Source organism: Halobellus sp. H-GB7, assembly GCF_030848585.1.
Lineage (GTDB): Archaea > Halobacteriota > Halobacteria > Halobacteriales > Haloferacaceae > Haloquadratum > Haloquadratum inordinatus.
Genome location: NZ_JAVDDW010000004.1, coordinates 1 through 14,107 on the forward strand (window position 1 = coordinate 1; position 14,107 = coordinate 14,107).

The 14,107-nt window shown below is 59.5% G+C and carries 10 protein-coding genes and 1 pseudogene; 6 read left to right on the plus strand and 5 right to left on the minus strand.

Translation table 11 applies throughout. From position 1 onward, the window contains the following. Nucleotides 1-261: 261 nt before the first annotated feature. A complete protein-coding gene (locus RBH22_RS08570) occupies nt 262-450 on the minus strand; it encodes a hypothetical protein (RefSeq protein WP_306677234.1) in 189 nt (62 codons plus the stop codon). 146 nt (nt 451-596) lie between these two features. Between RBH22_RS08570 and RBH22_RS08575 the strand changes: the two genes are divergently transcribed. The 5 genes and pseudogenes from RBH22_RS08575 (at nt 597) to RBH22_RS08595 (ending at nt 9,066) form a co-directional block, all read left to right on the plus strand. Then, complete coding sequence (locus RBH22_RS08575) at nt 597-2,054, plus strand: sulfatase-like hydrolase/transferase (RefSeq protein ID WP_306677235.1); 1,458 nt, start codon at nt 597-599, stop codon at nt 2,052-2,054. Nucleotides 2,055-2,110: 56 nt separating this feature from the next. After that, nucleotides 2,111-3,520 (plus strand): polysaccharide biosynthesis C-terminal domain-containing protein, encoded by a 1,410-nt coding sequence (locus RBH22_RS08580; protein ID WP_306677236.1) that lies wholly within the window; start codon nt 2,111-2,113, stop codon nt 3,518-3,520. Between the two features lie 70 nt (nt 3,521-3,590). Further along, nucleotides 3,591-4,515 (plus strand): annotated as a pseudogene (locus RBH22_RS08585) (transposase). A gap of 228 nt (nt 4,516-4,743) precedes the next feature. Next, entirely contained in the window at nt 4,744-7,950 is a 3,207-nt protein-coding gene (locus RBH22_RS08590) for an oligosaccharyl transferase, archaeosortase A system-associated (protein ID WP_306677237.1), read from the plus strand. Between the two features lie 408 nt (nt 7,951-8,358). Next, the gene (locus tag RBH22_RS08595) at nt 8,359-9,066 is read left to right on the plus strand and encodes a ZIP family metal transporter (protein WP_306677412.1); all 708 of its coding nucleotides are present in this window, start codon (nt 8,359-8,361) and stop codon (nt 9,064-9,066) included. A gap of 88 nt (nt 9,067-9,154) precedes the next feature. On the opposite strand, the gene RBH22_RS08600 is transcribed toward RBH22_RS08595, so the two are convergent. The 4 genes from RBH22_RS08600 to sucC form a co-directional block, all read right to left on the minus strand. Next, nucleotides 9,155-10,240, minus strand: coding sequence for an iron transporter (locus RBH22_RS08600; RefSeq protein WP_306677238.1), 1,086 nt, complete (start codon nt 10,238-10,240; stop codon nt 9,155-9,157). Nucleotides 10,241-10,360: 120 nt separating this feature from the next. After that, complete coding sequence (locus tag RBH22_RS08605; protein ID WP_306677239.1) at nt 10,361-10,798, minus strand: CBS domain-containing protein; 438 nt, start codon at nt 10,796-10,798, stop codon at nt 10,361-10,363. 107 nt (nt 10,799-10,905) lie between these two features. Next, complete coding sequence (gene sucD, locus RBH22_RS08610) at nt 10,906-11,775, minus strand: succinate--CoA ligase subunit alpha (protein WP_256545651.1); 870 nt, start codon at nt 11,773-11,775, stop codon at nt 10,906-10,908. Then, complete coding sequence (sucC, locus tag RBH22_RS08615; RefSeq protein WP_256545652.1) at nt 11,772-12,917, minus strand: ADP-forming succinate--CoA ligase subunit beta; 1,146 nt, start codon at nt 12,915-12,917, stop codon at nt 11,772-11,774. The genes sucD and sucC overlap by 4 nt, the downstream gene beginning before the upstream one ends. Nucleotides 12,918-13,146: 229 nt before the next feature. Here sucC and RBH22_RS08620 point away from each other — a divergent pair, with 229 nt between their 5' ends. Next, nucleotides 13,147-14,103, plus strand: coding sequence for an NADPH:quinone reductase (locus RBH22_RS08620; RefSeq protein WP_306677240.1), 957 nt, complete (start codon nt 13,147-13,149; stop codon nt 14,101-14,103). Nucleotides 14,104-14,107 lie beyond the last annotated feature (4 nt).

Genomic DNA, 14,107 nt, shown 5'->3' on the forward strand with positions numbered 1-14,107 from the left:
TGCTATGACTCACCAACAATCTCCACCACAAGAGCGTAATTGAAACTCGTCAACGGGGAACTTGTGAAAGCGAAAAATCGTGCCATTAGAGGCCTCGAGGAGGTTAAATCGGCCGATTCCTCACTGATAGTATTGAAGAGCAGCGACCTTGTCGAACGTCGTTTCGGCGAGGTCGTATAGGAAATCTGCCAGCCGCGGGGCCAACCGCTGATAGAAGCCACCAGCCGTGAGCGTCTTGTCGGCAGTGCTGTTGTAGCTCTTTCAGACGGCAGCGAGTGTTTGGCTCTCTCCCAAGGCGAAGCCGAACACAAATACCCGGACGAGAGCCGAAATCTGGAGCTTACTGTCCCGCTTGATCACGCCGAGTTCCTCAGTGTGCTCTTTGAATATCGTTGATAGAAAGAGCGTAGTAAGCTGGTTCACTATTCGGGAGGAGGCTTCGTCGTGCACAGACAACACCTTCATATCGAATAGGTATCTCGATAAGCCGCTGCTGTCCAGCGGTTCTCGGATTAGCTAAAAACGGATGCTCATATCGTAGTCTCGAATGATAGAACCGAAGCACTAACTGTACCTCCCCGACATCAGCCAACAAGATGTCTGAGATTGGAGACTCATCCGACTCAAAACCTCCCAACATTCTCTTAGTTGTTCTTGATAGTGTTCGCGCTAAGAACTGTAGCACGTACGGATACTCACAAAAAACGACCCCATATCTGACGAAGTTCGCTAAAGGAGCAACTCTATATGAGCAAGCACGTTCCCCCAGTATCCACAGTATCTCCAGTCACGCCAGTATATTTTCTGGATACCACGTCGAAGAACACAACGTAATCGAGCACACGTCCTACCTTGACCCAACATATAATATCTGGCACGAGTTGGGACAGGAATATGGGTATGAAACCGGTATTTTTTCACCGAACGTCGTTATTACAGAAACGTCAAATCTTTCCGGTTGTTTTGATACAAAGGTTGGCCCAAAGCGAACTAACTTCAAGATTTTTGAGATGGGGGGTTCTCCATTAGATATTCAAGGGAAAGTCGACCCAGTTCAGTATCTCCGATATGCTCTCAGGCACGACAGACCAGTTCGATCAGTTCTAAACGGCCTATATAGCAGATTCACGTCCCGAGGAGGGGCGCACAATCCAGAGAAAGAAGGGGGCGATGTTTATGTGGATGAGTTACTAGACTGGATTACCGGTCGAGATGGTCAATGGGCGGCGTGCCTCAATTTGATGGATGCACATAGTCCGTATGAACCAGAACGACAATATAACCAGTGGGGCGACCAGAACTTGGCGGAACTGTATCAAGAAGTCCAGAACGCGTCAAAAATAGATTCGTTTAGCAAAGAGTTTTGGGAGAAGCTCAGCGCTCTGGAACCGCTTTACGATGGTTGTATCCGGCAAGCAGACGCAGCGGTTGAACAGTTAGTGGAGGGGCTCAGACAGGAAGGCGAACTGGAGAATACATTTCTTGTGATTACAAGCGACCATGGTGAAGGCTTTGGAGAGCCGAGTCGGTTGACGTCAGCAAGACTCAGGAGTCACAGTTGGGGAATTGGAGAGGTTCTCACCCAAGTTCCATTACTTGTTAAGAAACCAGGCCAAACGCAAGGTAGCCGTATAGAGCGCGTCGCGAGTCTGACGCAATTTCCAGATGTCGTACGTTCTGTAGTTGAAGATGGCGAGAGCACGTTCGTCCCGGAGGACAAGCCAGTTGTGAGTTCTACGTTCCGTATTATGCCACCTGGTAACGAATTGCCGCTTGATGAAGGAGAGAGGGAGCCATATTTCGGCCCGTGGCGCGCGGTGTACCGGGATAGTAAGGATGGAGTTCTCAAGTTTGCGTCTCGGAGAGAAGATATGTGCTCACTCCGAATCAGAGGCACAGAAGTGACAGAGATCAGTATAGCAGACAGTAAAAAAATAAATGAGGAAGTTTTTGACCGAATGACTGATTCGGGAGTCAAGTTAGGGAAGTCAGACGAACGGGACGTTTCAGAGGACGTAGAGGATCGGTTGGCTGACCTCGGATACTTGAGATAGCTATTGACGCGAATAAAGAAGTGGAACTAACAACCCGAATGCTATCTCTCTAAGTAATGCGCAACGATAAGGTTGCAATTCTTCACTTTTTTGCTCAAGTAGTCCGCTCAGTGGTTGGATTTGCAACAAGCCTGTTTGCTGCACGATATCTCGGGGCGAGTGGCCTTGGAATGTATTCACAAGCTCTTGCACTTCTCTTCTGGTTAAAGCTACCTGGCGGGAGTATCAAGTCTGCTGTTTCAAAACGGATGTCAGAGACAACCCCTTCCGACCAGATATTTTCTTCTGGCCTTACAATTATACTACTATATGGCGCTGCTGTCTGTTTGCTAATAATAGCTTTTAAATTCTATATTAACCGGTATCTGGGTGCAGATGCGGCTGTCATTCTTGGAATCCTGCTAGTCGGAAATTTAGCATTTGACTTGCTAACAGCCGGATTCGTAGGAGAAAAACGTGTTGCGATTTCCGGATGGCTTGGGGCTTCAGAGCAGGTGCTACGGTTGATTGGACAAGTGGGCTTCGTGTTTGGAGGGTATATGGCAGTAGGCTTAGTTTATGGCCACGCATTATCGCAATTAATTTTCTTCGCTATTGGACTATTTATACTCCGTGACAAAATAGCTCTTCCAACTCGACAAGCAGTTAATAAAATACGAACGTTTGCTCAATACTCTTGGCTAGGAAGTTTAAAATCCGTCTCCCTAGGATGGATGGATTTATTGGTGCTTGGATTCTTTGTCAGCAACCAGCTTGTTGGAATATATCAGGCATCATGGGCACTGTCTTCGTTTCTGGCATTGGCAAGCGGTTCTATTGCAACGACACTTTTTCCAGAGTTGAGTGAGCTGGGTGCAAAAGACCACTTAGAGAGGGTTCAGAATATTCTGACTACGGCACTGGTTTACACGGGAATATTTTTAATCCCGGGAGTCTTCGGGGCAGCGGCATTAGGAAGCCGTCTTCTTCAGATCTACGGACCTGAATTCTCAACTGGAGCTGAGATTCTGGTTATTTTAATCTGTGCGAGGACACTGTATGTATTCGGAGGACAGGCGAGCAATGCCATCAATGGACTGGATTACCCGGAAGTCGCCTTCCGTATCAACGCCGCGTTCATTGTGGTAAACTCAGTCTTGAATGTGGCTCTTGTCTACTACTTTGGTTGGTATGGTGCTGCAGTCGCTACACTACTGTCTAGTCTATTGTATCTCGTTACAAGCTGGGCAGCACTTCAAGACCTGATAGAACGCATCACCTTCCCACTACGAGAGATCGCGTTTCAATTTATATCAAGTGCTATTATGATGGTTGTAATTATGTACGCAGCACAGGAGGTACCTGAGGGGCATTATACGACCGTACTGCTAGTTCTATTTGGAGCTGGAATCTACGGGATTGTGCTATTTACTTTGTCAAACCAGATTCGTATGAAGGTATGTTCGCTCATCCCGTTAATGAAATAGCCCCCGATGTCGCTTGACGGCCCTCAGTGACCGTAAAGGTGTAATCTAGCAGCACAGCAGTAAGTACTTCGTGAAGACCGAAAAGTTAGGGTTGTTTGGGAACCTCCCCTTCGAGTTTCTCGAAAAGTTCGACGTGTTCGCCCCGGCGGAGGCGGGGCGAACACGGGAACACGAACCACCAGAGCTGATGCGTGTTCCTCCACTGCTACTACAAGGACATCTACGGTATTTGCCGTATTCGCCCTGTTGAGCGAGATCTTCGGAATACGGTTGTCTGGCTAAGCTGTGGCTTCGATCGACCGGCGTCGGGAGACGCGGTCAATCGCTTGCTCACTGATCTTGAACACGTCGTTGACGAAGTGTTCGACCGGTCGTCGAGCAGGCCGCTGCCGCGGCCTGCTCGACTTGGCCTATTGCATCGATTCAACTGACGTGAGATCGGTGCCCGCCGATCAAGATGCCTTGATGTGTTACGATCCAACCGCCGACAAGTACTACCACGGATACGGCTCCACGATCGTCTCGATTGGGTCAACGATTCCAATTGCGGCTGAGTTCACCGAGAGCAAACAAGCACCAGAGAGGACGGCGATGTGCGTCACGCGTGAGGTGCATCGCCGTCGCCAAGCCGATCTGGATAGCTGGTGACAGCGCCTACGACATACTTGACTGGCACGACCACCTGCTGGCCGCAGGGGTCTGCCAGTCGCTCCGTATAACGCCCAAAACACATCGAGTACAGGGTCGAAGACCGCACCGAACAACACAGCGAGGACGTCCAACTGAAGCAATCAACGTTAGATAAGAGGTACAACCACCGTACTGGAGTCGAACGAACCAACGAATCGGTGAAGGACTGCGGCCTCGGGCGCGCGTTCGCCCGAGGTCGCATCCACGCACGGTGCAGGTGTTCCGCATTGTGCCTTCGCCTTGTCGTCGCTATCACCAACTACGAACGTGGAGACAATCCAGAGAGTACCGTGATCGCGGTGTGAAAACTCTTGTATGACTTCCTCGGGAACTACTTACCGTGGCTCAGTGAGAATGGCCATATCCAAGATACAGCGATCGGGTATATCTGATTCCGTTAATCTCTTTTGGCAACACTGTTTGGGGCGAAGATGCCACTCCTGCTGGTAGATTCTTTCATCTGTCCTTCATCTTAATACTCTCTCGTTCACTTCACAAGGCTTATTCACTCTTTCCGAAACATTCCGTCCATAATGGGTTCGCGTAGCGAAACTGACGACGGAGGAGGTCAGTCCGTCCTCGACATCGTCGAAGACTGGTATCAGGTCCCTGCTCTCCTCCTCGTGGTAGTCGTAATGTTTGCCTTGCGGATGCAATCATATTCCAACTTCATCCGCAACGGTGAGATCTACTTCTCCGGAAACGACGCGTGGTATCACTTTCGAGAAGTGATGTACACAGTGAAAAACTGGCCCTCTACGATCCCGTTCGATCCGTGGACGTACTTCCCCTACGGGACGTTCGTCGGCCAGTTCGGGACGCTCTACGACCAGATCGTCGCAACCGTTGCACTAGTCTTAGGACTCGGCTCTCCGAGCCAAGCGCTCATCGGCAAGACGCTTCTAGTCGCACCGGCTGTCGCAGGTGCACTCGCAGCTATCCCGGTATACTTCCTCGGTAAGCGGCTTTCCGGCCGACTCGCCGGTCTCTTCGGCGCAGTCGTCTTGATGCTCCTGCCGGGAACATTCCTCGGACGTACGCTCGCTGGGGTAGCCGACCACAACGCGGTCGAACCGCTTGCGATGGCACTGGCCGTCCTTGGATTCGTCATCGCCCTCCAGAAGGCCGAATCGACGATGCCCGTTTGGGAGGTCGTCAGAGAAGAAATTCTCGAAAGCCGCAGCCTCAATACACTCAGAGAACCGCTGAAGTGGAGTCTCCTTGCCGGATTCCTTACCGGACTCTATATCTGGACTTGGCCGCCAGGCGTGATTCTCGTGGGTATCATCGGCGTCTTTGCCCTCGTGAAAATCCCGAGCGACATCGTCAACGACCGAACGCCCGAGCCAACGGCATTCGTCCTTGTGGCGAGTATGCTTGTTGTGACGGTAATGTCGCTCATCGTCGTGGAAGACGTTGGGTTCAATACGACAATTCCCTCCTTACTTCAGCCCGCGGCTGCACTGGGCGTCGCTGCCGCTGCAATCGTACTCTCGTGGCTTGCGCGGGTCTGGGAAGGGTCCGATCTCAACGCATCGCTCTATCCTGCCGGAGTCGGCGGCATCTTGCTTGTCGGTATCGGTGTTCTCGCGGTTCTTCCCTTCGGTCTTCTCGACCTCATCGCGACGAACCTCCTGCGTATCGTCGGGTTCTCTGCCGGGGCGACCGCCCGAACCATCGGCGAAGCACAACCGTTCATCGCACAGTCGACTCTCCAGCGGTACGGCGTCGGTGCCGCTGGCCGGATCTCGCTCGAATACGGTCTCACCTTCTTCACGGGACTCGTCGCAGCAGTCTGGCTACATACGAAACCGCTCCTCAAGGAAGGAACCACGCGAGTGTACGGCTACATCGCTGGATCGCTCGCGATCATCGTGCTCGTCTTCCTCATTCCGCCGCTCCTCGGCGGAATCGAGAGCGTCACAGGCATCAATCAACAGGTCGCTGGGCTCCTCATCGTCTCGGCGCTTATCATCGGCGCGACCTTCCTCGCCGACTACGACGCCGACAAACTGTTCCTGATCGTCTGGGCGGCGTTCATCACTTCAATGGCGTTCACGCAGGTCCGGTTCAATTACTACCTCGCTATCACCGTCGCCGTCTTCAACGCCTACCTCTTCGGTGAGATTCTCGGATGGCTCAACCTCCGCACGTCGGCGCGCGAAGCAGTCGACGACATCGACGGCTACCAGGTGCTCGCGATCGTCGCGACAGTTCTGCTCATCCTCGGACCAGCGCTCACGGTTCCGATTGCCGTCGGCAACACGCAGACCTCGCCGGCCTGGCAGTCCGCGCAAAACAACGGCCCGGGAGCGGTCACCGTCTGGGACGGCTCCCTCGAATGGATGCAGAACAACACGCCCGCGGAGGGTAATCTCGGCGGTGCAGGCAACGCCGATCAGATGGAGTACTACGGCACTTACCAGCGAACAGACGACTTCGAGTATCCCGACGGCGCCTACGGCGTGATGTCGTGGTGGGACTACGGCCACTGGATCACGGTCCAAGGCGAACGCATTCCGAACGCCAACCCGTTCCAGGAGGGGGCAGGGACGGCTGCGAACTTCCTTCTCGCACCCAACGAGACGCAGTCTCAGGATGCGCTCGCCTCCCAGAGCACTGAAGGCGAGAATACCCGCTACGTGATGGTCGACTGGCAGATGGCGACGCCCGGCTCGAAGTTCGGCGCGCCGACGGTCTTCTACGACGCAGAGGAGAACGTCTCCCGACAGGACTTCCTGCAGACGCGATACCGCTTCGACGACTCGAACGACGGGCAGTTCGTCGGGACCTTCCAGCTCCGCACACAGCGCTTCTACAACAGTACGATGACGCGGCTGTACTACTACCACGGGAGCGCGCGGCAGCCCTCGCCAGTCGTCGTCGACTGGGAACCGCGACAGGTCCAGACGAACGCCGGCGACGCGGTCACCGTGCCCGCCAACCCGCAGGGCAACAGCACGTTCATCAAGACGTTCGACAATATGAGCGCCGCGCGCGAGTACGTCGAAAACGATCCGACCTCCCAGATCGGTGGGGTCGGATCCTTCCCGAGCGAGCGCGTCGAAGCGCTCGATCACTACCGGCTCGCTCACGTGAGCGATACGTCGGCCGGACAGTCGATCCTCCGGACCACCGGCCGCGACGCACAGGTCGCCGGGATCAACCCGCAGGTAACTGTGCCGAGCAGCCCGGCGTGGCTGAAGACCTTCGAGCGCGTCCCCGGCGCGACAGTCCAAGGAAGCGGAGCGCCCGCGGACACGACGGTTACCGCGAGCACCGAACTCCGCATCCCGACGACGAACTCGACGTTCACCTACACGCAGCAGGTGGAAACGAACGCGGACGGCGAGTTCACGATGACGCTACCGTACTCGACGACCGGCTACGACGAGTACAGTCCCGAGAACGGCTACACGAACGTCAGCGTGCGCGCGACGGGCCCGTACACGCTCTCGACGCCCGCGACGTTCGACAACGGGACGATCACCAGCTACCAGGCGAACCTCTCGGTCTCGGAAGGTCAGGTCAACGGTGACGAGGACGGCACGCTGAGTGTCGAACTCGAAGAGAACGCCCAAGAGCTCAACATCGGCGGCTCGTCCGATTCCGGGTCGTCTTCGGGCGACTCCAGCGGTACGAGCGAATCGGGCACTGACAGCACGTCTGGCGACTCGACCGCGACGCAGTCCTCGCTGAGCGCCTCGACGGTCGAAAGCGACGCAGCGCGCGCGTACTGAGTCGCTGCAGGTCGGCAGTAGGTCACTTTTTTCGCTCTATTCGACGGATACCAGTCACGGCCGTCGCAGGAAGTGCGGTTAGGCGTTCACGAAATTCGCACAGTTCCGCAGAAGCACGCAGTTCTATCATAAACTGACCCTTCGTCATCCACCGTTTCATCGGCCTAATTCCGCCAGTAATAGAACCGCCACAAGTATTAATAACTTAAGCAGTGTGGTTACTAATAGACAATAGTGACTGGAGACCAACTGCACGCCACAGACCACGGGTCGCACAGCGCCGCACAGAACTCGGGCTGGATCGTCGGCGGCATCGGACTGGCCGCGTTGCTCGTTCTCTCGGGAGCGGCAGCGCTCGCCGACGTCTCCTGGAAGCTCATCGCGATTTCCTGGACGGCGTTCGCCGCGATGGCGATCGGCGCGCCGCTCGGTGCCCGCGCGGTGAGATCCGAACACCTGCTGGAGCCGGTCTGGGGATACGGCCTCGCGAGCGGCGCGATGGTGACGAGCGCCGCGCTGTTCCTGATTCCGCAGGCACTGAGCCAACACGGTCAGCTCGGCAGTCTCGGGATCGCACTCGGCTTCCTCGGCGGCTACGTCGGACACACCGTCGGCCACCGCTTCGCGCACCTCGACCTCCCGATCGATCGCACGGCGTCGGAGCTGACTGTCCACGCGCTCTCGGCCGGCGCCATCATCGGCGCTATTTACACGGCGATGCCGTCGCTCACCTCGGTGCTCGGTCTCGCGCTCGTCTCGCACAAAGCGCCCGCCGGTTACGCGGCGGCGCGACGACTAGCCGAACGCGGCCGGTCGGTCGCGACGCTGCTGCTCCCGGCGGCAGCCGTCGGCCTCGTCGCACTCCCGGTCGGCATCCTGGGCTTCTCGCCGACGAGCGGGTTCCGTGGATTGTTCTTCGGCGTTGCAGCCGGTGTCTTCCTCCACGTCGCGGTCGACCTGCTGCCGGAGTGCTCGACAGGCAGTGAGACGTGTCCCGTCGACGCAGACTACGACGGCGACATTCACCAACTCCAGGACCGCCTCCGAAATCACGCGGCGCTGAGCGCCGTTCTCGGGGCTGTGGCCGTCGTGGCTGCGTGGGCGCTGGTCGTCTAAGTAATCGGTCTCGCCGTCCCTCGATCCCTTACCTTACTACGCACCCGCGTCCTCGCGTATTGCCACGCTGCAGAAAGGCTGACTCCCGCTACTCGACAGTCATCGACACGTCACCCATCTCTCGGAACGCCGTCTCGTAGCCGTCGTGGCGAGCGACCTGCGGTGGGATCGTCGTCGTGATCGTCAGTTCGTCCCCGGATTCGATCTCGGCAACTGACGCGCCGTAGTGATACCCGAGGTCGGGGTCGAGCGTGCGCGTCAGTCGACTCTCGAACACCGTCTCGCCACCGCGCGTCAGCGTCGCTTCGACGCCCATCATCGGGAGCACGAAGCGGTTGTACGGCGTCCGTGCGGAGACGTACAGGTACGGCTCCGAGCCGAAACGCTCGCTGTCGCCCGCGACGAGGAACGTCTGGAACACGGCGTCACCGAGGGTCGGCGCGCCGAGGTGCTGTCCGGGCAGTGAGTCGGCCGTCGGGGCTCGACCCGCCGGAACGCCGTCCATCTCCATCAGCATCGCCGCGTCGCGGACGCCGGCGTTCTTGGGGCGCATAATCGAGACGCTGTGCAGTTCGTCCGTCTCGAAGGTGAACGGGATCGTCACTGTCGCCGCTGACTCAAACGCGCCCGCGAAGCCGCCGGTTCGACGGAGCGAGACGCCCCCGACGTGGACGCGCGCCTCGTACTCCCCCTCGCCGTCGAGCGCGTAGTTCGCGCCGTAGTGAAAGCCCATCGTCTGCGAGAGCATCGGATAGGCGACCTCCTCGGTGACGAGTGTACCGTCTGTATCCAAAATCTCGATCGTCACACCCGAATCGAGCGGGAGGACGCGGCCCGTCTCGGTATCCCACAGCGAGACCATCAGGTGGACGTCGTCGTCGGCTTCGACGACCGTCTTCGACGTCTCAGTTCCAGAGAGAGTCCAGAAGCGATGGGGGTACGAGTAGGTGAGCGCGACGCCGTAGCGGCCGGCGGTCGTCTCGCCGTAGGTTTCCATCCCTTCGATGACCGCCGGAACGTACACCGCGTCGGGGCGGTCCTCGGCGAGCGGGGGGTCGCGCCAGGCGGATTGGCGCTGGAAGCCGAGCGTCTGCAGACAGCCGGCAGTGCCGAGAAGAGCGCCCGTCGCGACGCTGCCGAGGAGCGCGCGGCGGGTCGTGCGTGGTGGCGACATCGTCTCCGTATCGGAAGGTCGTCGCTCGACGCTGATGACGGTTCCGAAGGCGATGGATAGCGCCGGCTCCCCTGTTCGGGCGCGGTGGTGCCAGCAAGGCGCAGCCGCGGCTCCCGATACTCACCGCATCTCCTCGCGAGTCAGCCACTCGTACTCCGCGTCGGCCCGCTTTCGTTCGTCTTCTCGAATCCCAGTGTAGTTTCGGATCAGGTCCGTCGTCGAGACGACGCCAACGACGTCGAGGCCGTCGACCACGACCAGGCGGTGGACGCCGTGGTCGTCCATCTCCTCAGCCGCGCGACGGGCCGACGCGGACGGCCCGATGGTGACCAGCGGGGCGCTCGCCGCGGCTCTGACCGGAATCGACGAGAGCGGCTCGTCCGTCTGGTACGTCGCGTCGAGCACGTCGTGCTCTGTGATCATCGCGCCCGGGACGCCGTCGTCGGTGACGACCGCGCTCCCGACGTCGTCGTCGAGCATCTTTCCGACGGCCTCTGCGAGCGACGCCCCGAGGTCTACTGTGACGACCGACGGCGAGAGGATGTCGCTGACGCGCATCACTCCACGGTCGTGTGGGGGAGGATAAAGAATTTCCGTGCGACGAGGCGACAAATGCGAGGAGAGAGGCGAAACAGGTACGAGAAGAAACTGCCGCAGGTCGCCGTCTAGAGGAAGTCTTCGATGTGGTCGGCGACTTCGTTCGGCGTGTCGCCGACGGGGACGCCCGCGTCGTTGAGGGCGTTGATCTTCGACTCCGCGGTGCCGGTGCCCGACCCGGAGACGATCGCGCCCGCGTGGCCCATCCGCTTGCCCGGCGGGGCCGTCCGCCCGGCGATGAAGCCCGCGACGGGCGTGTCCATATTCTCCGCGATGAACTTCGCGGCCTGCTCTTCGTCCTCGCCGCCGATCTCACCGCACATCACGACCGCGTGCGTGTCGGGGTCGTTCTCGAACGCTTCGAGCGCGTCGACGAACGACGTGCCGATGATCGGGTCGCCGCCGATGCCGATGGCGGTGGTCTGGCCGATCCCTCGCTCCGTGAGGTTCGAGACGACCTGGTAGGTCAGCGTCCCCGAGCGGGAGACGAGACCGACGTTTCCGGACTCGAAGATGTTGCCGGGGAGGATGCCGAGTTTGGCCTCGCCGGGCGTGATGATGCCGGGGCAGTTCGGGCCGATGAGGCGCGTGTCGACTTCGGAGAGGCGCTTGTTCACTTTCGCCATATCCTGGGTCGGGATGCCCTCGGTGATGGCGACGACGAGGTCGAGGTCCGTGTCGAGCGCCTCGAAGACGGCGTCGCCGGCGAACGCCGGCGGGACGAACACGACGGACGCGTCGGCGTCCTCGGCTTCGACGGCCTGATCGACCGTGTCGTAGACGGGGACGCCGGCGACTTCCTGACCGCCCTTGCCGGGGACCGCGCCCGCGACGACGTTCGTACCGTACTCCATCATCTGCTCGGTGTGGAACTTGCCTTCCCCACCGGTGATTCCCTGTACCACAACGCGCGTGTCGTCGTCGACGAAGATGCTCATTGGCTTGCCTCCTGTGCGTTTTCGACGGCCTGTTGAACCGCGTCTTCGAGCGTCGCCTCGACGTCGACGAGGTCGGTGTTGAGGATCTCCATCCCCTCTTCGGCGTTCGTGCCGGCGAGGCGGACGACGACCTTCTTCGGGATCTCGTCGAACTGCCCGAGGGCCTCGTTGATACCTTTCGCGACCTCGTCACCGCGGGTGATCCCGCCGAAGATGTTGAACACGACGGCGTCGACGTTCTCGTCGGAGAACACCATATCCAGCGCGTTCGCGACGCGCTCTGCCTTCGCGCCGCCACCGATGTCGAGGAAGTTCGCGGGCTCGCCGCCGTAGTAGTCGACGAGGTCGAGCGTCGTCATCACGAGACCGGCGCCGTTACCGATGATGCCGACGTTGCCGGAGAGACGAACGTAGTCGAAGCCGTACTCGTTGGCCTTCTGTTCGAGTTCGTCTTCGGCGGCCTCGTCTTCCATCTCCGCGAGGTCCGGCTGTCGGAAGAGCGCGTCCTCGTCGATGTTCATCACGGCGTCGGCCGCGACGACTTCTCGATCCGCGGTGATCATCACGGGGTTGATCTCAATCTCGGAGGCGTCTTTCGACTCGTAGAGGTCATAGAGCGTCGAGAGGATGGAGGCGACGTCGCCGGCGACGTCCTTGGGAATGCCGGCGTCGTAGACGGCCTTCCGCGCCTGGTAGGGGTGCAGCCCGAACGCGGGGTCGATGTGCTCGCGTGCGATCGCTTCGGGCGTCTCTTCGGCGACCGACTCGATGTCGACGCCACCCTCGGTCGAGACCATCGCGACGGGCTCGCCCGCGCTGCGGTCCATCGTGATTCCGACGTAGAGTTCGTTCTCGAAGTCGACGCCGGCCTCGACGAGGACCTTCTCGACGGTGTATCCCTTGAGGTCCATCCCGAGGATCTCTTCGGCGTACTGTTCGGCCTCCTCCTCGGAGGTCGCGATCTTGATGCCGCCGGCCTTCCCGCGGCCGCCGACGTGTACCTGTGCTTTGATCGCCGCCGGGAACCCGATGTCCGCGACCGCCTCGACGACCTCGTCGACGGAGGTTGCGAGGTGAGACTCGGGCACCGGAATGCCGGCGTCGGCGAAGACATTCTTCGCCTGATACTCGTGTAAGCGCATCGTCCGAGGGAGGGGCGTGCGCCCGCATAAATCCCGCCGATATCGATTCCTCGATGCGGCAGTTTTCGCGGCTACGGCGCGGTTTTACTCGAATTCGGATACCACTACACGCACCGCTATCGCGACTCGCAATCGGGAGTGCATCTCGGAGGGCACGCGTTCATCTCGGAATGCACGCGTACGTCTGCTTCGGCTTCCTTTATGGACCTCCGTGTCAAATCGACGGCCGATGCGCGCAGTCAGATTCCACGAACACGGCGGTCCCGAGGTACTGACAGTCGACGAAGTCGACGAACCCGAACCCGAACACGGTCAGGTCGTCGTCGACGTCGAAGCGGCCGGCGTGAACCCGGTCGACACGTACTTCCGCGAAGGGGCGTACCCGGTCCCACATCTCCCGTTCATCGGCGGCGGCGACCTCGCGGGCACCGTCGCAGAAGTCGGCCCGGGCGTCGAGCAGTTCGCCGTCGGCGACCGCGTCTTCGGCACCGGCCTCGGCAACGGAATGCCGGGCTCGTACGCCGAGGCCGCCGCCGCGCCCGCAGACTACCTCGCGCACCTGCCCGAGGAGATCGACTTCGAGGCGGCCGCCGCGCTAGGGACCGTCAGCGCGACCGCCTGGCAGGCGCTCGTCCACCACGCGCAGGCCGAGCCCACCGAGAACGTTCTCGTCCACGGCGGCAGTGGCGGCGTCGGCCACGTCGCGATCCAGCTCGCAGAGACGATGGGCACGCACGTCCACGCGACGGCGTCGCCCGAGCACTTCGAGACGCTCTCGGATCTCGGCGCGGAGCAGGTCTTCGACTACAGCCGCGACGACCTCGAAGACGCCGTCGTCGACGCCGGCGGCGCGGACGTGGTCGTCGACCTGCATATGGATCAGTATCTCCAGTTCAACGCTGACGTGGCGAACCCCGGCGCGCGGGTCGTCGGCATCGGCAACGACACCGCCGAGGGCGGCTTCGACAACATCGGCGTCACGAAAGGCAAGGAGATCCAGTATCAGTTTATGTCGCTGTTCAACGCCGACGACATCGGCGCGGTGCTCGCTCGGGTCGCAGATCTGGCTGCGAGCGGCGAACTCGAAGCGATCGTTCACGAGACGTACGACTTCGAGGAGGCCGGCGAGGCCCAGCGTGCGGTCTTGGAGGACAGTTTCGTCGGAAAGCTCGTGCTGGTGCCGTAGTCGG

Bases quoted from the DNA above. Each gene is read 5' to 3' on its own strand.
- RBH22_RS08600 (WP_306677238.1), bottom strand. From the start codon at position 10,240: ATGTCGCCACCACGCACGACCCGCCGCGCGCTCCTCGGCAGCGTCGCG.
- RBH22_RS08590 (WP_306677237.1), top strand. From the start codon at position 4,744: ATGGGTTCGCGTAGCGAAACTGACGACGGAGGAGGTCAGTCCGTCCTC.
- sucC (WP_256545652.1), bottom strand. From the start codon at position 12,917: ATGCGCTTACACGAGTATCAGGCGAAGAATGTCTTCGCCGACGCCGGC.
- RBH22_RS08620 (WP_306677240.1), top strand. From the start codon at position 13,147: ATGCGCGCAGTCAGATTCCACGAACACGGCGGTCCCGAGGTACTGACA.
- sucD (WP_256545651.1), bottom strand. From the start codon at position 11,775: ATGAGCATCTTCGTCGACGACGACACGCGCGTTGTGGTACAGGGAATC.
- RBH22_RS08595 (WP_306677412.1), top strand. From the start codon at position 8,359: ATGGCGATCGGCGCGCCGCTCGGTGCCCGCGCGGTGAGATCCGAACAC.
- RBH22_RS08605 (WP_306677239.1), bottom strand. From the start codon at position 10,798: ATGCGCGTCAGCGACATCCTCTCGCCGTCGGTCGTCACAGTAGACCTC.
- RBH22_RS08575 (WP_306677235.1), top strand. From the start codon at position 597: ATGTCTGAGATTGGAGACTCATCCGACTCAAAACCTCCCAACATTCTC.
- RBH22_RS08580 (WP_306677236.1), top strand. From the start codon at position 2,111: ATGCGCAACGATAAGGTTGCAATTCTTCACTTTTTTGCTCAAGTAGTC.